We start from the raw sequence: 19,318 nt of genomic DNA on the forward strand, positions 1-19,318 counted from the left end.
TTCACAAAGCATGGCGCCACCTTAAGCACTTGTGCTTGCCGGATGCCACACTTAGGAGGTTAGGCATGAGAATACTATTTCTGGGTGACGTCATGGGCCGCGCCGGACGCGCGGCCATTCAGCAACATTTGCCGCGTCTGCGCGATGAATGGCGGCTGGATTTTGTTGTGGTCAATGGCGAAAACGCCTCGAACGGGATGGGTCTGACCGGGGATCACGCCAAGCTGTTGCTGGACGCGGGCGCGGATTGCCTGACGTTGGGCGATCATGCGTTCGACCAGAAGGACATGCTGCAGTTCATCGAGAACGAACCCCGCATCGTGCGTCCGGTGAATTTCGCCAAAGGAGCGCCGGGTAGGGGGCATCGTTTGTACACCGCGCCGGGCGGGCGCAAGGTCCTGGTGGTTCAGGTGTTGGGGCAGGTCTTTATGAAGCGTCCCTTCGACGACCCGTTCTCAGCCATCGAACCAATTCTGAAATCGCATCCGCGCGGCGGCCAGGCGCAGGCGATCATCGTAGATATGCACTGCGAAGCGACATCCGAGAAGATGGCTATGGGCCACTATTGCGACAAGCGCGCCAGCCTTGTGGTAGGCACGCATACGCACGTTCCGACTGCGGACGCGCAGATTCTGCCGGGTGGCACAGCCTACCTGTCGGATGCGGGAATGTGCGGTGACTACGACTCGGTCATTGGTATGGACAAGCTGGAACCGATGCGCCGGTTTATTACCGGCATGCCGAAGGCAAGGTTCACCCCGGCCAACGGCGAGGCGACGCTGAGCGGCGTTTTCGTTGAAACAGATGATCGCGATGGGCAGGCCAAATCTGTTCAAATGGTGCGCGTTGGCGGGCGGTTACAGCCGGCTGGTCCGCAATAAGGACACGTCAGGCTTGCTCTGTCGCGCGCAATGCGTGAAACTGCCCGACGGGCGCGTAAGCCAGGCCAGGGTTCGGACTGAATACCAAGAATGCAATTCCTTCAACTGACAGAAACGGGAAGCGCAATACTTGCGCTGTTGGTCGTCGCAGGCATGTTCATCATGTTCCTGCGCGAAGTTTATCCGACCGAAGTCGTCGCCATCGGCGGTGTCGCGGTGATGCTGGTGACGGGCATTCTGCCCTACCAAAGCGCGCTGGCTGTCCTGTCCAACCCCGCCCCGTGGACCATTGCCGCGATGTTTATCATCATGGGAGCCCTGGTGCGGACGGGCGCGTTGGACGCGTTTACCTCGACGGCTCAGAAACAGGCGCAGGTGAACCCAAAGCTCGCAATTGCGACTCTTATGGCATTTGTTGTCCTGGCCTCGGCAGTTGTATCGAACACGCCTGTCGTCGTCGTTATGATCCCGGTTTTTGTTCAGATTGCCCGAACCCTGAATGTACCCGCTTCAAAGCTGCTGATCCCGCTCAGCTATGCGGCCATAATGGGCGGAACGCTGACCTTGATCGGCACATCGACGAACCTGCTGGTCGATGGTGTCGCCCGTGCTCAGGGGATGACCGCGTTTTCGATTTTCGAAGTTACTCCGTTGGGCATTGCCGTGGTGGTCTACGGGATGTTCTACCTGCGTTTCATCGCGCCGCGTTTGCTGCCAGATCGGGACAGCATGGCATCCATGCTCAGCGACCGGTCAAAGATGAAGTTCTTTACCGAGGCCGTGATTCCACCCGACAGCAACCTGATCGGGCGCGAAGTGACCGGGGTCCAGCTGTTCAAACGTCCGGGCGTGCGCTTGATCGACGTGGTTCGGGGCGACGAGTCGCTGCGTCGTAACCTCAAGGGCGTTACCCTGAAGGTCGGCGACCGTGTGGTCCTGCGAACCGAGATGACGGAATTGCTGAGCTTGCAGACAAATAAAGAGCTCAAGCGCGTCGATCAGGTTTCGGCGGTTGAGACCAAAACGGTCGAGGTTCTGATCACCCCCGGCTGCCGTATGGTCGGACGGACACTTGGCACGATGCGGTTGCGTCGCCGCTATGGTGTTTATGTGCTGGCTGTGCATCGGCGGAACCAGAACATCGGGCGCCAGCTGGATGATCTGGTTGTTCGGGTCGGTGACACTCTGCTTTTGGAGGGCTCACCCGCCGATATCAAAAAGCTTGCAGCCGATATGGACATGGTTGACGTTACCCAGCCTTCGGCCCGCGCATTCCGCCGCAGCCATGCGCCGATCGCTATCGGATCCCTGGCCGGAATCGTCGTGTTGGCTGCGCTGGGCGTAGCACCAATCCTGCTGCTGTCGATTCTGGCAGTTGCGGTTGTTTTAATGACCCGCTGCATCGACGCCGACGAAGCGTTTTCCTTTGTCGAAGGCCGGTTGCTGGCCCTCATCTTTTCGATGCTGGCGATTGGCGCTGCGCTCGACAAATCCGGAGCTGTCTCGCTGATCGTCGAAGCTGTGGCACCCGGCCTCAGTGCCTTACCGCCATTCCTGATCATCTGGGCCGTCTACCTGCTGACCTCTGTTTTGACCGAACTGGTGTCGAACAACGCGGTGGCGGTCGTGGTGACGCCGATTGCCATCGGGTTGGCACAGGCGGTCGGGATTGATCCGCGCCCGCTTGTCGTGGCGGTCATGGTCGCGGCCTCGGCGTCGTTTGCGACGCCGATCGGGTATCAGACCAACATGATGGTCTACGGTCCCGGTGGATACAGGTTCACGGATTTTCTGAAAGTTGGTGTCCCACTGAACCTGACCGTCGGTTTGTTGGCGTCATTGCTGATCCCCTTGATCTGGCCCCTTTGAAGTCGGCGCAGAACCGCTGATTTTCCAGCGAAGTCCTTGTAAACTCTGATTCTCACACAATGTTTTGAATAAGTGAATTTACAAGAAGGAGCACACCAATGCTCAAGACCGGATACACTGCGCTGACGGCTGCAGCCATGGCTGTCGTATTGACCGGCGCGGCCGCAGGTGGAACGATCGAAGGCACAGCTACGTATCGCGAACGCATCGCGGTACCGCCTGACGCGACGCTTTATGTGCAATTGCAGGATGTCTCGCGCGCGGATGCGCCGTCGGTGACCCTGTCGGCCAAGCGCTATGCGCTGACCGGTGTGCCCGCCCAGTTCGAGCTGAGTTATGACGACGCGTTGATTCAGGAGGGGATGCGCTATGTGGTGCGCGGATCGATTTTTCAGGGCGACAAGCTGTTGTTCACAACTGACACCGCCTATCCGGTTCTGACGAATGGTTCCGGTAACACGACGGATCTGGTTCTGGTGAAGGCACAACCTGCGGGCTCTGCCACTCTGGAAGACACCAACTGGATGGCCACCGGGCTGAATGGGGCCTCGCTTGAGACTGAAAAGCGCCCGTCGCTTTCTTTCGCCCAAGACGGTGCGTTTTCGGGCAGTGGTGGATGCAATCGCTTTTCCGGTCAGGCCGAAATCTCTGGCAACAAGATCGATTTCCCGGACAATATGGCGGCAACGCTGATGGCCTGCCCGCCGCCTTTGGATGAGGTGGAACGGCAGTTTTTCAAAGCTCTGCAAGGAGTGACCGCATATGCATTCAAAGGTGATACGCTGGTGTTATTGGACAGCGCCGGGCAACCCGTCGTGCAACTCGCCCGGCAATAATCGGGCGTAGAGGGCCGTCATGCGACGGCCCTCGACCGCCCTGCATTTCGTCCTGAGAAGATGCATCCCCCTAAAAACGAGCCCTCCAAGGCGTTGTAGCCGTGGTAGCCGCCACCGCCAAAGCCGGCGACCTCTCCGGCGGCAAATAATCCGGGGACAACCTGACCGTCTGCACCAACCATCTGACTGTCCAGATTGGTCTGCAATCCACCCAGCGTTTTGCGCGTCAGTACGTGCAGCTTGACCGCAATCAGCGGACCGTTTGCGGGATCAAGGAACTTATGGGGTTTGGCGGTCCGGATCAGCTTGTCCCCTCGATAGTTGCGCGCCGCCAGAATGGCCGCCATCTGCGCGTCCTTGGTAAAGGGATTGTCGATCTGAGAGTCTCGCGCCTCAATCTGAGCGCGTAGGTGGGCTTCGTCGATCAGGCCTTCGCCCAGATGGTTCATGCCGTTCACAAGTTCGGTCAGGGTATTCGCGACGATGAAATCCTCTCCGTGTTCCTTGAACGCCTCAACCGGGGCGGTGGCCTTAGACCCGGTCAGAATGCGTTGGAACAGAACTTCTTTCCAACCACCCTCAGTCATATCAGGATTCTGTTCGGAACCGGACAGCGCGAATTCCTTCTTGATCACCTTCTGGGTCAGAACGAACCAGCTGTATTCATGGCCGGTTTTCAGGATTTCCTTCAGCGTACCCAAAGTATCAAAGCCAGGCAGGCACGGCGGCTTCAACCGGTTTCCTTCAGCATCGAACCACATGGAACTTGGTCCGGGCAGGATGCGGATGCCGTGCGATGGCCAGATCGGGTTCCAGTTGCGCACGCCCTCGGTGTAATGCCACATCCGATCACCGTTGATGACGTGACCACCAGCCTTTTCGCTGATCCCGATCATGCGCCCATCGACATGGAACGGCACGCCAGCGACCATGTCTTTTGGCGGCTGGCCCAGACGGTCACGCGGCCAGTTCTTGCGCACCATCTCAAAGTTTCCGCCAATACCGCCTGATGTAACGATGACAGCCGGGGCGTAAAACTCGAACTCTCCGACCTCATCGCGGTTGGTTTTGGCACCATGTGCCGCGGTGTCATCGGCCAGAACCTCGCCCGAGACACCTTTGGCCGCGCCGTTCTGCATGATGATGTGGCTGACTTGATGCCGGAATTTCAACTCGATCAAACCGCTTTTGACGTGTTCGCGTACGCGGCGGATGAAGTGCTCAAGTACGCCCGGACCGGTCCCCCACGTTATATGAAAACGGGGAACCGAGTTTCCATGACCATCCGCGTATGATCCACCCCGTTCAGCCCAACCGATGATCGGGAACCAACGCAGCCCCATGTCGTGCAGCCAGGGGCGCATTTCGCCAGCCGCGAATTCTACGTAAGCCTCGGCCCATTTGCGGGGCCAGGCATCTTCGTCGCGGTCGAACTGCGCGCTTCCCATCCAGTCGCGCAGAGCCAGATCATAACTGTCCTTGATGCCCATCCGCCTCTGCTCGGGCGTGTCGACCATGAACAGCCCACCGAGGCTCCAGAATGCCTGACCACCAAGGAAATGTTCAGGCTCCTGATCGACCACGATCACCTTCTTGCCGCGATCTCCCAACTCGGCGGCGGCTGCCAGCCCGGCCAAACCGGCCCCCACAACGATGGCATCTGCAGTATTGTTGGTCATGTCATGTCCTTTCAACGGCGGCGGAACCACAGGATAAATGGCAGGGCAACCGCGTACATCGTGATGCCGTACACGGCCGAGGGCAGGGCCAGCGGGCTGAACCCGCTTTCCGTTCCGGTGATCAGCGCGGCCAGTGTAATCCCAAGCGTCGAGTTTTGTATGCCGGTCTCAATTGAGACCGTTTTACTTTCATTCCACGATAGATTTGCAGCACGCGCTAGCCCCAGCCCGATCAGCAACAACGCGATGTTCAGCGAGATCAACCCGGCGCCCATGATGCCGAGGTTGTCGACGAATAGCTGCCAGTTTCCGGCCAGGGCCGCCAGAACAATAAGCACGAAAAGGACGGTCGCGAGCTTTGAAAGCGGCGCTTCGATCTTGTTTGCAAATCCTGTTGCAAAGCTGCGAAGTGCTACTCCGATGGCAACGGGCAGCGTGGTAATAAGAAACATGGCGATTGCCAGCCCCGTGATCGAAACCTCTGGCGCGGCATCGCCCAAAAAGTAGCTCACTGACCAGGCGGCCAGGAATGGGACCGTCACCATCGAAAGCAAGCTGATGACGGCGGTCAGACTGACTGAAAGGGCGACGTCGCCCTTGGCCAGCTTTGACAGGATGTTGCTGGTCACACCACCCGGGCAAAAGCTGAGGATCATGAAGCCGACCGCGATCTCGGGCGGCAGGGCAAACAGTTTGACCGTGATGAAGGCTGCGACCGGCAGCAGCACAACCTGACTCAGCGCGCCGATGGCGAATGGGTAGCGCCGATTAAGGACGCGGCGGAAATCAGCGACTTCGAGCCCGACGCCAAGGGACAGCATGATAATGGCCAGCGACAGCGGCAGGCCGACATTTATTAGAAAATCCAAGAACAACTCCTCCCAAAGCCGTTCGGGCCACCCTAAGCGAGCGGTCGTGGATCAGGCAATAACGCCGTTAGGTCATCTGTAGCGTTCAGCGAACCTGCGGAGGATTTCGGCCGGTTGCGTGACGTCCGCGGCATGGCAGATATCGATCAGACGCTGGGCATCCTCGGGCGGGAAATAGCCGTGGTTCTTGTAGATGTTGATGCGTTGCTCAAAATCACGCGCATCGGCTTCGGGGTGGAACTGCGTTGCGTAGACATTCTGCCCCCATCGGATCATCTGAAACGGGCAGGTGTCCGAGGCCAGCAGGTGAACGCACCCGTCGGGCAGCGCTTGTACCGCCTCTTTGTGACCGACGAAGGCGTCGAATGTTCCGCTCAGTCCTGCCGTCAGCGGGTCTTGCGCCCCGTCTTCGGTCAAGTGGCAGGTCGAAGGTCCGACAGGTTCACTGTACCTGTCTTTGCTGACATCACCGCCAAGATGGGCAGCCAAAATGCCCAACCCATAGCAGCAGCCCATAAACGGATGATCCCGCGCGATGATTTGCGGCATCAGCCCCATGATGGTCCCTTCAATGCGCGCGTCGGTTTCTGATTTGGTTTCCGGATCGTCACTGACGCATCCCGGACCGCCACCGACAATCACCCCGGCGTAATCTGTGACATCCAGATCGTCGGGCAAAGCCTCACAGTCCAATCGGATCCGATGGGCCTGGTCCGGTGACAGTCCGGTCTTGTCCAGAATCGACGCGTACTCCGCATCCGAAGCATCGGTTTCCGGGCGCAATTGCAGGATCAGAAATCGTTTCATGATAAGGCTCTTAACCGTCACAGTGGCCAGAACACAAGGATGGCCGGAATGGAAACGGCGATGATCAGGATTTCCAGCGGCAGTCCCATGCGCCAATAGTCGCCAAACTGATACCCTCCGGGCCCCAGGACCAGCGTATTGTTCTTGTGCCCGATCGGCGTCAGGAACGCGGCCGAGGCAGCCACGGCGACCGTCATCAGGAACGGATCGGGCGACACCTCGAGCGTGCGGGCCATCTGGATACCGACTGGCGCTGCGACGATGGCCGTGGCCGTATTGTTCAACACGTCCGATAGGGTCATGGTGACCACCATCAGAACAGTCAGAATGGCCCATGCGGGGAGGCCATCGGTCAGTTGAATCAACGCATTCGCAATAAGTTCCGTGCCACCGGACGTCTCCAACGCGCTGCCAAGCGGGATCATCGAGCCCAGCAGCACGACAACGGGCCACTCGATATGGTTGTAGATATCGGCAATAGGCATGATCTTGGTCAGCACATATGCGACGACGACCAGACCTAATGCAATGGGCAGGTAGATCAGCCCGACACTGGCCGCTAGCACAGCAGCGCCAAACAGACCAATGGCCAGCCAGGCCTTTTCATTGGCGGTGACGTTCAGTCCGCGTTCCGCAAGTGGCAAACACCCCAGCCATTCGGTCACATCGGCGCTGCGATCGCGGGGGCAGAGGAGCAAAAGAATGTCGCCCGCCTCAATCTGGGTTTTGCGCACCTGTTCGGTTATCTGTCGACCTTGACGTGAAATTCCCATCAGAACAGTGCTTTGACGCCAAGCAAGACCCAACCCTTGCGCGGTACGGCCGGTGACACGTGCGTTCAAAGGCACAACAACCTCAACCACTTCCAGACCGTCCCCCTCGGCGGTCAGCAATTCCTGACGGCGGGTATCTGAGAAATCGAGGTTCAGCGCCGTGCGGAATTCGTCCAGCGCCTCAGGTCGGGCCTCCAGCACCAATGCATCACCCGGTTTAATTGTCGCATGGGCCGAGCGGCCATAGCGCCGTTTGCCATCCCGGATAAGGCCGATGATCGCCACGTCGGACTTCTCGGCAGCCTCATAAAGCTCGCTGACACGTTTACCAACTTGTTGGGATTCCTCCGGGACGGTCAATTCCGCAATGTATTCGGCCAGGGTTTCTGAGGCCTCCTCTTGTGTTCCGCGATTAGGGATCAACCGCCAGCCGACAAGAGCGACAAAGGCTAGGCCAGCGATTGCGGCCAGACCGCCAACGGGGGCAAAGTCGAACATGCGAAACGGTTCGCCCAACGTCTCTGCCCGGATCGAGGCGATGATGATATTGGGCGGCGTTCCGATCAGAGTGGCCATACCACCCAGAATGGTGGCAAAGCTCAGCGGCATCAGGGTCAGGCCGACCGATCGCCCCGCCTTGCGCGCGGTTTGGATATCGACCGGCATCAGCAGCGCCAGCGCGGCCACGTTATTCATAAAGGCCGACAGAACCGCGCCAATCCCACCCATCAGCGCAATATGCGCCCCAAGCCCGCGTGAAGCATCAACCAACGTGCGGGTGATCAGAAAGACGGCCCCCGATCGGACAAGCCCCGCCGAGACGACCAGAACCAAAGCAACGATGATGGTGGCGGGGTGTCCGAACCCGGCAAAAGCGTTATCAACCGGTACAACACCCAACACAACGCCGATCAAAAGGGCGGTAAAGGCTACAAGGTCATATCGAAACTTCCCCCACAGCAGCATTCCAAATACAGTGGCGAAAAGGGAAAATAGAATAATCTGGTCTGTTGTCATGCGGCCACCATAACCGTCGCGACGACTGTCGCAAGCCGCTCTCTTGATCCTTAGCCCTGCAAACGTCTATATGAGCGCCGAATACGCAATCACTATCACGAGGACGCAATATGGCAGGCCATTCCAAATGGGCCAACATCCAGCACCGCAAGGGGCGTCAGGACGCCGCGCGGTCCAAGCTGTTTTCCAAACTGTCGAAAGAGATCACCGTTGCCGCCAAGATGGGCGACCCTGATCCTGACAAAAATCCGCGTCTGCGTTTGGCTGTGAAAGAGGCCAAGTCGAATTCCGTCCCCAAAGATGTGATCGACCGCGCGATCAAGAAATCGGTTGCAGGCGAAGGCGACGAATACGAAGAAATCCGGTATGAGGGCTATGGCCCGAACGGTGTGGCGGTGATCGTCGAGACGATGACAGACAACCGCAACCGGACCGCCTCGACCGTGCGTTCGACCTTTTCCAAGAACGGTGGCAACCTGGGTGAAACCGGCTCGGTCGGCTTCATGTTCGAGCGCAAGGGCGAAGTGGTCTATCCGGCGACCGTAGGCGATGCAGACACGGTGTTTGAAGCGGCTATCGAAGCTGGTGCCGAAGATGTCGAAAGCGCGGACGAAGGTCACATCATCTGGTGTGCCGATACGGATCTGAACGAAGTGTCGAATGCGCTTGAGACCGCATTGGGGGAATCGGAATCCACCAAGCTGGTCTGGAAGCCCACCACCACGACCGAGTTGGGTCTGGAAGACATGCAAAAGCTGATGAAGCTGGTCGATGCGCTGGAAGACGACGATGACGTCCAGCGCGTAACGACGAATTTCGAAGCGTCAGACGAGGTGATGGCGCAGCTCTGACCCTTATCGTAGTAAAAGCTAACAAAGCCCGGCCTCTGGCCGGGTTTTTTGCATTGCGCACAAAGGGTTCTTGGCCGGTCGTGCCGAACTGAGTAAGCTAAAAAGACTAGATTATTCGACCCTGTGCGGCGAACACGCTGCGCAGAGCACGGAGAAACACAGACAAGCGAATGACGGACATCGCTCAGGACACGTCCAAAAGAAACGTCCCGGTCCTGGCCGGGCAGAGCATATTGTCTCAGGTGGCCTGGACTTTGGGCAGCCCGTCCGTCGTTTTGCCGTTTCTGGCGGTCTCGTTGGAGCTTCCGATGTTCATAGCCGGGGCCTTGGTGTCAGTGCGCATGGTCGGCAGCATGATCTCGGACGTGTTCCTGGCGCAACCCATTGCGGCGCGTGAACGGAAGAAACGCGCAATCGCAATGACCGAAATCGCAATTGGCGCTTGCCTCGTCATGGCTGTGGTTGTTGCAGCGACCGGAGTTGTACCGATCATCGGATTGGCTTTTGTGGCGGCGTTCTTCCTGATCGGCCTGATCGAAGAAATCCAGTCGCTAATGTATACCGACCTGCTGGGCGATCACGTGCATTCCAAATCGCGGATGGTCATGCACTACCTTCAGCTGGGCGTCGGAGGGCTTGGGGCGATTGGTATCGCGCTGCTGGTGCATGAAATCACTAAGGAAAACCCACCGTTTTCCCGCCATTCCGCAGTCATCGCCGTTTCTGTGACCTTTTTTGTTTTATCCGGCCTGTCGATCCTCATGATGTCAGAGGGTGCAGGGCCGTCCGAGGAAAAGGTCGATCCGTCGCCCGCGAGAAAGCGAAAGTTCATCGAGAACTTTACCGATATCGCCGCCATGTTCGATGAAGCATGGTTCCGTCGCTACATGCTTATGCGTATGCCGCTTGTCGTTGTCTCGCTGTCGGTGCCCTTTTTCGCCCTGATCGCCGCCGAGGCTCATCACAGTTCGGCCAAGGGGCTGACAGCCATGATCGTATCGTCGGCATCGGGATATCTGGTGTCCGCTCCGTTGTGGCAGTTCGTAAACATGAAGTCACACCGCGCCGTGATGGTGGTCGGGAACCTGATGGTTGCATTCACCGGGGCTGCACTTTTGCTGGTGCATTTTCTGGGCATGGATCATGAGGTGCACCTGCATGCCGTGGCCTTGTTCATTGTGACAGTGGCGGTGACCGGGATCGGCAGCGCCAGAAAGCTATATTTTCTGGATGTCGCCCCCAAGGACCAGCGGGTCAAAGGGGCGGCCGCCGTCAAAAGCATTTGCAGGATTTCCGGGGTGCTGTTCTCTGCCGCTCTGGCGGGTGTGGCACATATGCACGAGGTCGCCTGGGCAATCGCCTTCATTGTCGCCACCAGCGTATTTGCAGCCATCACCTGTTACCGTTTGGTCCTTCCCCATACCAAGGAAACTGCGCGCTCTTGAACGACATCTCAGGTGTCGACGGAAAGAAGGGCGATGGCCGCAGTGCGCCTGACCGCGGCCGTCAGGGGGGCAAGTGCTGTGGACAGGACCCGGCCGACCTGCCAGGTCAGTCTGACGTCCAGCGGAGCGTTTGGCAGAACGGGGCATAAGCGGCCGTCCTCCAAAGCTTCTTGCGCAAGGCCGACAGGGTTCATGCCCCATCCCAATCCGGCAATGGCTGCCTCTACAAATCCCTGCGAAGAGGGCAGAAAATGCGATGGCGGCGATAGGCGCTGACCTGTTTGCCGGGTTATCCACGCTTTTTGCAGACCGTCTTTGTGGTTGAACGTCAGGCAGGGTGCGCGGGATAATGTGTGGGCATTCACGCCCTCAGCGAACCACTTGCGCATGAAGTCCGGGTTGGCCGTGGGAATGTACCGCAAGGCACCAAGGGCGAGGGCGTCAGCGCCGGGGATCGTGTCTCCACCGACCGTGATGGCGGCGCTGACCTCGCCGCGTCGTAGCCATTCGGCCGAGTGGTCCTGATCGTCGACGACCAGATCGAACAGCAGACCGTCGACCTGCGTTATCGCGTCGATGAACCACGTCGCCAGAACGTCCGCTGGAACCGCGATGCGAACGCGCGCTGGGCCGCTTGTCTGATCCAAGGTCAGTTCGCGTGCCAATTCCGCCTCAAGCAGTCCGATATCCGCAGCATGTTGCGCGATGCGCAATCCCATCGGAGTGGCCGTGCAGGGAGTTCCCCGATTAATCAGGCTTGCACCAACGCGGTCTTCAAGCGCTTTGATCCGCTGCGAAATGGCAGATGGTGTCACCGCTAGATCGGATGCGGCTGCGTCAAAGCCGCCATGGCGCAAAATGGCAGACAGTGCAGACAGGTGGTTGGGGTCCAGCAGCATTAGCAGTTCTTAATTCGGATGAACATCTTTAATTTGATAGGTGGCCTTCGGGCGCGTAGTCAATGCTTCAGAACGCAGGAGGCTCCATGTCCACATCTCTGATCGCCGGCTTTGCGCTTGGTTTCAGCCTTATCCTCGCCATTGGCGCGCAGAACGCGTTTGTCTTGCGTCAGGGACTGCGGCGGGAGCATGTATTTCCCTTGTGTCTCACCTGTGCGGTTTCAGACGCTATTCTGATCGCGGCGGGAGTGGCCGGTTTTGGAACGCTGGCGCATGCGTTGCCGTGGTTCGAGACGGTCATGCGTTATGGCGGCGCGATCTTCCTGACATGGTACGGGCTGCGGAGCCTGAATTCGGCCTGGCGCGGCGGCGCTGCGATGGAAATTGGTGAGGGCAGCCGCACCAACCTGAAACCGGTTCTGCTGACGGTGCTCGCGTTCACCTGGCTCAATCCGCATGTGTATCTGGACACGGTTGTTCTGATTGGGTCGATTTCGGCGCAGTATGATGACCGCATGGCATTTGCTCTGGGCGCCATGACCTCCAGCTTTGTCTTTTTCTTTTCGCTTGGGTACGGGGCTGGCGTCCTTTCGCCGATCTTTGCGCGACCAAGAGCATGGCAAGTGCTGGATATTCTTATCGGTTTGGTCATGCTGGCGATTGCTGCCAAACTTGTGTTGATGTGACGGGTTGCGTCTAGCCGGGTTTCGGTGTTCTACCGTTAACATGACAACTTTAGCCGCCCAACATCGCCCCGTGGCAGGCATGCTCTGGATGTTCACCGCCGGTCTATCCTTTGTGGTCATGACCGCATTGGTTAAGTCGCTCGGTTCCACAATGGACCCGATTCAAGCGGCGTTCTTGCGTTTTGCATTCGGATTGGTGTTTCTGTTGCCCGCGTTGCGGTTGGTTCTGGAAACCCGCCTGACGCAAAGGCACATCGTCCTTCTCGGATCGCGAGGGGTCGTCCATGCGTTTGCAGTGATGTTGTGGTTTTTCTCGATGACGCAGATCCCGTTGGCCGAGGTCACGGCGATGAACTATATGACACCTGTCTACGTAACTTTGGGGGCCGCGCTTTTCCTGGGGGAAAGCCTGGCAATTCGTAGGATTGCAGCAATTTGCGTCGCTCTGATTGGTGTTCTGATCATCCTTCGCCCAGGGTTCCGGGAAATCTCGGCCGGCCATATCACGATGTTGTTCACAGCGCTAACTTTGGGTGGATCGTATCTGATTGCCAAAGTCCTTGTTCGCGATCTTCCGCCCTCGGTTGTCGTGGCCCATATGTCCATATGGGTGACGGTGGCGTTGATACCCTTTGCGATTGCCGTTTGGACGCCACCCAGTCTGCGCGACCTTGGCGTGCTGTTTCTGGTCGCCAGCTTTGCCACGGCGGGCCATTATTTCATGACGCTGGCGCTGAAAGCGGCTCCGGTCGCGGTCACGCAGCCCGTAACCTTCTTGCAGCTGATCTGGGCCACATTGCTGGGAGCGATCGTTTTCAACGAACGTGTCGACATTTGGGTTGTTGCAGGGGGCAGTCTGATTCTGTGCGCCGTCAGCTTCATCGCCTGGCGTGAGGCGGTGCTGAACCGTAGCAGCTTGACGACCCCCAGCATCGCACCCAAACTCTAGCTGTTTCCCGTGGCTCAAAACGTTATTGATTGACGAGTCAATAAAAACCCCTTAGCGTTTTCTCAGTATACGTAATGAGGGGATAGCGATGCCGAAACTCGGAATGGAGCCAATCCGTCGTGATGCGATCGTCAAGGCGACGATTGCTGAGCTCGGGTCGAAAAAATCCCTTGATGTAACTGTCAGCCAGATCGCAAAGCGGGCCGGCATGTCCAGCGCGCTGGCGCATCACTACTTCGGTGGTAAAGATCAGATATTCCTGGCCGCCATGCGCCGCATCTTGTCCGATTTTGCCGCCGAAGCCCGCGGTGAACTCAGAAACGCTGCTCCGCAAGAGCGAGCGCAGGCCATTATCCGGGCCTGTTTCGCACCGTCCTGTTTTACACCGGATGTCATTGCGGCGTGGATGACGTTTTACGTGTTGTCGCAGACCAACGATGACGCTTTGCGCTTGTGGCAAATCTATCAGGCGCGCATTCGGTCAAACCTCATCGACGCGTTGCGTCCGCTTCTGAGCGACCCGGTCGAGGCGGCCGAGAACATGATCGCCCTGATCGACGGGCTGTATATCCGCGCCGCACTCAGCGCACCCGAAGAGCCGCAACTGGCCGTGAACCACGCGATGCGTGTCCTCAACACTCTGCTCGAGGCTGAAAAATGACAAAACCGAACATTCTGATCCTGATGGTGGATCAGCTTAACGGGACCCTCTTTCCAGACGGTCCCGCTGACTGGCTTCACGCTCCGAACCTGAAAAAGCTGGCCGAGCGGTCAACCCGGTTTGCCAATGCATACACGGCATCGCCCCTTTGCGCGCCGGGGCGGGCTAGCTTCATGTCCGGACAGTTGCCTTCGCGCACGGGTGTGTATGACAACGCCGCCGAATTCCGCAGCGATATCCCAACCTATGCGCACCATCTGCGTCGGGCGGGTTACTACACGTGCCTGTCGGGCAAGATGCATTTCGTCGGCCCCGACCAGTTGCACGGGTTCGAGGATCGTCTAACCACCGACATCTACCCGGCCGATTTCGGCTGGACGCCGGATTATCGCAAGCCCGGCGAGCGGATCGATTGGTGGTATCACAATATGGGCTCGGTCACGGGCGCGGGCGTGGCCGAAATCTCGAACCAGATGGAGTACGACGACGAGGTTGCCTATAACGCCAAGGCCAAGCTTTATGATCTGGCCCGCGGCAAGGATGACCGCCCCTGGTGTGTGACGGTCAGCTTTACCCACCCGCATGACCCCTACGTTGCACGCCGAAAGTACTGGGATCTATACGAAGACTGCGAGTATCTGCAGCCCGAGGTCGCGGACCTTGGCTATGACAATCAGGATCCGCATTCGAAGCGTATCTTTGATGCCAATGACTGGCGCAGTTTCGACATCACCGAAGACGACATCCGCAAATCGCGGCGCGCTTACTTTGCCAACATTTCGTATCTGGACGACAAGATCGGCGAAATACTCGAAGTGCTGGAAACCACGCGGCAAGAGGCGATCATCATGTTTGTCTCGGACCACGGCGACATGCTGGGCGAACGCGGCCTTTGGTTCAAAATGAACTTCTACGAAGGCTCGGCGCGTGTGCCGCTGATGATCTCGGCCCCGGACATGCCGGCAGGCCGTATAGACACGCCGGTTTCGACAATCGACGTTACGCCAACTCTTGGCGCGTTGGCAGGCGTGGATATGGCCGAAATCGCGCCATGGACCGATGGCGAGGACCTCGTGCCGCTGGCCAATGGCACCGAACGGACAGCGCCGGTGAAGATGGAGTATGCCGCCGAAGCTTCGTACGCACCGCTGGTTTCGCTGCGCTATGGCAAGTGGAAATACAATCGCTGCGAGTTGGATCCGGATCAATTGTATGATCTGGAGGCCGACCCGCATGAGTTGGAAAACCTGGCCGAGAAACCAGAACACGCAGGCACACTCGAGACCTTGCGCGCCAAATCTCAGGCGCGTTGGGATCTGGATCAGTTCGATGCGGATGTTCGTGCCAGTCAGGCGCGCCGCTGGGTCGTTTACGAAGCGCTGCGGCAGGGTGGCTATTACCCATGGGACTACCAGCCGCTGCAAAAGGCATCCGAGCGCTACATGCGAAACCACATGGATCTGAATGTCGTAGAGGAAAACGCCCGCTTCCCGCGCGGCGAGTGACCTCTTCACCTTTTTGAAAATACTCCCGCCGAAAGCGCCTCAAATAGGCTCGGCGGGTCATGGAGACCCGAAAATGGAAGCAGATTTCGTCATCGTAGGCGCAGGATCCGCAGGATGCGCGATGGCATATCGACTGAGCGAGGCCGGGGCCTCGGTTCTGGTTATCGAACATGGCGGCACCGATGCCGGCCCGTTTATCCAGATGCCGGCGGCGCTTAGCTATCCGATGAACATGCCGATGTATGACTGGGGCTACCGGTCCGAGCCCGAGCCGCATCTGAACAACCGTCAACTGGCTTGCCCGCGAGGCAAGGTGATTGGCGGATCATCCTCGATCAACGGTATGGTCTATGTCCGTGGTCACGCGCGGGATTTCGACACGTGGGCCGAGATGGGTGCCGATGGCTGGTCCTATGCGGATGTGCTGCCGTACTACAAACGTATGGAGACATGGCATGACGGCGGCCATGGTGGCGATCCGACATGGCGCGGCACCGATGGCCCGCTGCATGTCTCGCGCGGTCCACGTGAAAACCCCTTGTTTCAGGCATTTGTCGACGCAGGCCAGCAGGCTGGTTACGAAGTCACGGGCGACTATAACGGTGAAAAGCAAGAAGGCTTCGGCCCGATGGAGCAAACCGTCTGGAAGGGGCGGCGCTGGTCGGCCGCGAATGCGTACCTGAAGCCTGCGCTCAAGCGTGAGAATTGCGATATCGTCCGCGGGCTGGCCGCTCGGGTCGTTATTGAAAATGGCCGCGCGACCGGGGTTGAGTTGATCCGTGGCGGCAAGAAAGAGGTCATCCGCGCTCGGCGCGAAGTGGTTCTGGCGGCGTCTTCAATCAACTCGCCCAAACTACTGATGTTGTCGGGCATAGGTTCCGCAGCCCATCTTGCCGAGCACGGGATCGAAGTTGTTGCCGACCGCCCGGGCGTGGGGGCGAACCTGCAGGACCATCTTGAGCTGTACATCCAGCAGGCGTCCCTGCAGCCCATAACGCTGTACAAACACTGGAACCTGATCAGCAAAGGCCTGATCGGAGCGCAGTGGCTGTTCACGAAGACCGGCCTGGGCGCGTCGAACCAATTCGAAAGCGCGGCTTTCATCCGGTCCAAGCCCGGTGTGGAATACCCGGACATTCAGTATCACTTCCTTCCGATTGCCGTTCGCTATGACGGTCAGGCGGCAGCAGAGGGGCATGGGTTCCAAGCTCATGTCGGGCCGATGCGCTCGCCTTCTCGCGGTGCCGTTACCCTTCGCTCCGCGAAAGTCGAAGACGCGCCGGTGATCAAGTTCAACTACATGAGTCATGAAGAGGATTGGGAGGATTTCCGCACCTGTATTCGCCTGACTCGCGAAATCTTCGGGCAAGACGCCTTCAAACCCTACTCCGGTAAAGAGATCCAGCCGGGTTCGGATGTGCAGTCGGACGAAGAGTTGAACGCATTCATCGCTGAGCATGCGGAAAGTGCCTATCACCCTTGCGGAACCTGCCGTATGGGCCGCGCCGACGACAAAAACGCTGTGGTCGATCCTCAGGGGCGTGTGATCGGAGTGGACGGGCTGCGCGTCGCTGACAGCTCGATCTTCCCGCAAATCACCAATGGCAACCTGAACGCTCCGTCGATCATGGTGGGCGAGAAGATGTCGGACCATCTGTTGGGCAGGGATGCATTGCCTGCCGCCAATGACCGGCCGTGGATTAATCCACAATGGGCAGTTGCACAGCGGTGATTATGGGCATGAATTGATCCGCGTCAAAGCTGGGCGGAGCTGGGGCTAATAGACTTGAATCGTACCAACATATTTTCAGGAGCGAACAGGAATGTCCCACACCCCGCATGAACTGGCAGAAGAGTTTCCGGACAAGGTTGAGTTGATGAGCCAACTCAAGCAATCGGATGCGCATTTCGCACGGCTGGCGGATGAATATCATGAGGTGAATCGCGAAGTTCATCGGGCCGAAACCAATGTCGAACCGATGGATGATCTCGCAGAAACGGACCTGCGCAAAAAACGCGCGGCGCTCAAGGACGAGATCTGGGCGATTTTATCTAAGGCTTGAGATGGGGCGGGGGCTCTGCCCCCGTCGCGGCAAGCCGCGCCTCCCCCGAGGTGTTTTCAGGCCAGGTGAAGATCAGGTCACTTCGTAGGGCAGGGTGCCCCGGGTATGGGCGTTGATTGTTAGACGCCGTTCCAATGGCGGAACCGAGCGTTGGTGGCAATTCTGCCGCTCGCAGATGCGGCAGGATATACCAATCGGCTCATAAGCACTGGCGTTGTTGAAATCGAGATTGTCGGCGTAAACCAGCGCCTCGGCGTGGCGCACTTCGCACCCAAGTGCAATGGCATAGCGACGCACTGGTGCACCGAACGAGCCGCCGGACTTTGACACATCCCGCGCAAGCGAAATGTATTGCACTCCGTCAGGTGTTTCTGCCAGTTGCCGCAGGAAATGGCCGGGTGTTTCAAAGGCGCGATGGACGTTCCACAGAGGGCAGGCGCCTCCGAACCGGGCAAATTGCAGCCGTGTAGCCGAGTGTCTTTTGGTGATGGTCCCGGCCTGATCCACACGCACGAAGAAAAAGGGAATGCCCTTTGCCCCGGGGCGTTGCAGCGTCGACAACCGGTGAGCGACCTGTTCGATTGACGCGCCAAAACGGTTGCTGAGCAGCTCCAGATCGTGGCGATATTCCTGTGCTGCGGCCAGGAACTCGGCATAGGGCATCAGCGACGCCCCTGCGAAGTAGTTTGCAAGCCCGATCTTGGCAATCGCGCGTGCCTCGTCGCTTTGAAACTTGGCAAAGTCCAGTGTCGCCTCAAGCAACTTGTCCTGACTGATCAGGGCGACCTGCAGCAATAACTGAAAAACCTGGGTCTGCGGAGCGATCCGAGAGGAAAGCAGCAGTGTCTTGCCGTCGGGATCGTAAATCCTGGTTTCTTCGATATCCCGAAACTGTACCCTGATACCGCGCTCGGAAAGGCTGTCCAGGGCGGCTGTGCGAATGCCGCCGGCATCCTGGGCGCGGCTCGCAAATCGCTCGGCCGCGCGATCCACCGCATCGATGTAGTTGTCGCAGTAATGGAAAAAGTCCCGTACTTCTTCCCACGGGCTGGCCTGGATCTGTGCGTCTTCGCGCCCCAACGCCTCGTCCAGCGAAGCCAGCCGCTCGTGCGTCTGGCGGTAGGTTCTGTGTAGCGCGATGAAAGCCCGTGCCAGCGCTGGCGCGTTCGAGGCCGTCAGGCGCAGATCGGCAAGTGGTGGGATGGCATCGTCAAAGACCGGATCCGCCAGCGCTTCGCGCATGTCCGAGACCAGCCTCTCACTATCACCGGTGCTCAGCTCGGTCACGTCCATGCCGAATTCCTGAGCTAGTGCCAGAACAACTGTGGTCGAGATCGGCCGGTTGTTGTTCTCCATCTGGTTTAGATAGGGCAGTGATACGCCCAGTTTGGCGGCAAATTCTTTTTGGGTCAGCGTCAGGCGCGTGCGCATTTCGCGCAGTTTTGCGCCAGCATAGAGTTTTTGGGTCGCCATAGCGGGCCTTTGCAACTTTTCTATTTCGGTAAGCTAACTTTGCAAACCGCCATAG

Annotated in this window: 17 protein-coding genes; 11 read left to right on the forward strand and 6 right to left on the reverse strand. The window is 58.4% G+C overall.

The window, feature by feature from the left end:
* Window positions 1-65: 65 nt before the first annotated feature.
* From ACR0J0_RS07100 to ACR0J0_RS07110, 3 genes are all read left to right on the forward strand, one after another.
* A complete protein-coding gene (locus tag ACR0J0_RS07100; RefSeq protein ID WP_480662440.1) occupies window positions 66-881 on the forward strand; it encodes a TIGR00282 family metallophosphoesterase in 816 nt (271 codons plus the stop codon).
* A gap of 90 nt (window positions 882-971) precedes the next feature.
* Window positions 972-2,750, forward strand: coding sequence for an SLC13 family permease (locus ACR0J0_RS07105; protein ID WP_480662442.1), 1,779 nt, complete (start codon window positions 972-974; stop codon window positions 2,748-2,750).
* 98 nt (window positions 2,751-2,848) lie between these two features.
* Window positions 2,849-3,586, forward strand: a complete 738-nt coding sequence (locus ACR0J0_RS07110; protein WP_480662444.1) for a YbaY family lipoprotein — start codon at window positions 2,849-2,851, stop codon at window positions 3,584-3,586.
* A 17-nt stretch (window positions 3,587-3,603) separates the two neighbouring features.
* Here ACR0J0_RS07110 and ACR0J0_RS07115 read toward each other — a convergent pair whose 3' ends face one another.
* From ACR0J0_RS07115 to ACR0J0_RS07130, 4 genes are all read right to left on the reverse strand, one after another.
* Window positions 3,604-5,265, reverse strand: a complete 1,662-nt coding sequence (locus ACR0J0_RS07115) for an FAD-binding dehydrogenase (RefSeq protein ID WP_480662446.1) — start codon at window positions 5,263-5,265, stop codon at window positions 3,604-3,606.
* Between the two features lie 11 nt (window positions 5,266-5,276).
* On the reverse strand, window positions 5,277-6,134 hold the full coding sequence (locus ACR0J0_RS07120) for a bile acid:sodium symporter family protein (RefSeq protein WP_480662448.1): 858 nt from the start codon (window positions 6,132-6,134) through the stop codon (window positions 5,277-5,279).
* 72 nt (window positions 6,135-6,206) lie between these two features.
* A complete protein-coding gene (locus ACR0J0_RS07125; protein ID WP_480662450.1) occupies window positions 6,207-6,941 on the reverse strand; it encodes a glutamine amidotransferase in 735 nt (244 codons plus the stop codon).
* A gap of 17 nt (window positions 6,942-6,958) precedes the next feature.
* Window positions 6,959-8,731 (reverse strand): SLC13 family permease, encoded by a 1,773-nt coding sequence (locus tag ACR0J0_RS07130; protein ID WP_480662452.1) that lies wholly within the window; start codon window positions 8,729-8,731, stop codon window positions 6,959-6,961.
* Window positions 8,732-8,841: 110 nt separating this feature from the next.
* Here ACR0J0_RS07130 and ACR0J0_RS07135 point away from each other — a divergent pair, with 110 nt between their 5' ends.
* Both ACR0J0_RS07135 and ACR0J0_RS07140 read left to right on the forward strand, forming a co-directional pair.
* Entirely contained in the window at window positions 8,842-9,582 is a 741-nt protein-coding gene (locus tag ACR0J0_RS07135; RefSeq protein WP_480662454.1) for a YebC/PmpR family DNA-binding transcriptional regulator, read from the forward strand.
* 170 nt (window positions 9,583-9,752) lie between these two features.
* Window positions 9,753-11,027, forward strand: coding sequence for a permease (locus ACR0J0_RS07140; RefSeq protein ID WP_480662455.1), 1,275 nt, complete (start codon window positions 9,753-9,755; stop codon window positions 11,025-11,027).
* Window positions 11,028-11,035: 8 nt separating this feature from the next.
* On the opposite strand, the gene ACR0J0_RS07145 is transcribed toward ACR0J0_RS07140, so the two are convergent.
* On the reverse strand, window positions 11,036-11,926 hold the full coding sequence (locus ACR0J0_RS07145; RefSeq protein WP_480662457.1) for a LysR family transcriptional regulator ArgP: 891 nt from the start codon (window positions 11,924-11,926) through the stop codon (window positions 11,036-11,038).
* A gap of 86 nt (window positions 11,927-12,012) precedes the next feature.
* Between ACR0J0_RS07145 and ACR0J0_RS07150 the strand changes: the two genes are divergently transcribed.
* From ACR0J0_RS07150 to ACR0J0_RS07175, 6 genes are all read left to right on the forward strand, one after another.
* Window positions 12,013-12,612, forward strand: coding sequence for a LysE/ArgO family amino acid transporter (locus ACR0J0_RS07150; protein ID WP_480662459.1), 600 nt, complete (start codon window positions 12,013-12,015; stop codon window positions 12,610-12,612).
* Between the two features lie 40 nt (window positions 12,613-12,652).
* A complete protein-coding gene (locus tag ACR0J0_RS07155; protein ID WP_480662461.1) occupies window positions 12,653-13,561 on the forward strand; it encodes a DMT family transporter in 909 nt (302 codons plus the stop codon).
* An 88-nt stretch (window positions 13,562-13,649) separates the two neighbouring features.
* The gene (gene betI / locus ACR0J0_RS07160; protein WP_480662463.1) at window positions 13,650-14,222 is read left to right on the forward strand and encodes a choline-binding transcriptional repressor BetI; all 573 of its coding nucleotides are present in this window, start codon (window positions 13,650-13,652) and stop codon (window positions 14,220-14,222) included.
* The gene (betC, locus tag ACR0J0_RS07165) at window positions 14,219-15,727 is read left to right on the forward strand and encodes a choline-sulfatase (protein ID WP_480662465.1); all 1,509 of its coding nucleotides are present in this window, start codon (window positions 14,219-14,221) and stop codon (window positions 15,725-15,727) included. Before betI ends, betC begins: the two co-directional genes overlap by 4 nt.
* A 73-nt stretch (window positions 15,728-15,800) precedes the next feature.
* Complete coding sequence (gene betA / locus ACR0J0_RS07170; protein WP_480662467.1) at window positions 15,801-17,459, forward strand: choline dehydrogenase; 1,659 nt, start codon at window positions 15,801-15,803, stop codon at window positions 17,457-17,459.
* Between the two features lie 91 nt (window positions 17,460-17,550).
* Window positions 17,551-17,790, forward strand: coding sequence for an HP1242/YdcH family protein (locus ACR0J0_RS07175; protein WP_239337210.1), 240 nt, complete (start codon window positions 17,551-17,553; stop codon window positions 17,788-17,790).
* Between the two features lie 72 nt (window positions 17,791-17,862).
* On the opposite strand, the gene ACR0J0_RS07180 is transcribed toward ACR0J0_RS07175, so the two are convergent.
* Window positions 17,863-19,263: a helix-turn-helix domain-containing protein gene (locus ACR0J0_RS07180; protein WP_480662469.1), complete on the reverse strand. Its 1,401-nt coding sequence runs from the start codon at window positions 19,261-19,263 to the stop codon at window positions 17,863-17,865.
* Window positions 19,264-19,318 lie beyond the last annotated feature (55 nt).

This window comes from Ruegeria sp. BF12 (assembly GCF_056538705.1).